This is a genomic window from Marinobacterium lacunae (assembly GCF_000705555.1).
Classification (GTDB): Bacteria; Pseudomonadota; Gammaproteobacteria; order Pseudomonadales; family Balneatricaceae; genus Marinobacterium_D; species Marinobacterium_D lacunae.
Genome location: NZ_JMQN01000058.1, coordinates 1 through 560, shown reverse-complemented (window position 1 = coordinate 560; position 560 = coordinate 1). Strand labels below are relative to the sequence as shown.

The following is a 560-nucleotide window of genomic DNA, read 5'->3' as shown; positions in this document are numbered from 1 at the left end:
AGCACCTTGGCGATACCCGGCACCTGCGCGGCGGCCTCCGCCACACCGCCACAGCCGCTGCCTGCCACCAGCAGGTGGATATCGCCACCGATCTCGGTGGCGGCGGTCAGCGCGTGCAGCGTTGACGGGCTCAGGGTCTGATTGTCGTGTTCTGCGATAAGTAGCGTTGTCATATCAGCCCCCTTAGATAACCTTGGCTTCGTTCTTCAGCTTGTCGATCAGCGCATCGACGCTGTCCACCTTGATACCCGCCTGACGCTGGGCCGGTGCCTCCACCTTGAGCAGCTGGATATGCTGCTTGAGCTCGACGCCGAGATCGGCCGGGGTCTTCACCTCCAGCGGCTTCTTCTTCGCCTTCATGATGTCCGGCAGCTTGGCGTAGCGCGGCTCGTTCAAACGCAGATCGGTGGTGACAATGGCCGGCAGGGCCAGCTCAACCGTGCGCAGACCGCCGTCCACCTCGCGGGTAACGACAGCCTTATCGCCCTCCACCTTCACCGCAGAGGCAAAGGTGCCCTGGGGGCGACCGGTCAGTGCTGCCAGCATCTGGCCGGTCTGGT

1 protein-coding gene and 1 pseudogene are annotated in these 560 nt (G+C 63.9%); both read right to left on the bottom strand.

Going from position 1 to position 560, the window contains the following annotated elements:
- Positions 1–173: pseudogene (locus ADIMK_RS19545) on the bottom strand (electron transfer flavoprotein subunit alpha/FixB family protein); the annotation flags it as partial.
- Positions 174–183: 10 nt separating this feature from the next.
- The coding region (locus ADIMK_RS19540; protein WP_036187850.1) for an electron transfer flavoprotein subunit beta/FixA family protein at positions 184–560 on the bottom strand (377 nt) is incomplete at its 5' end.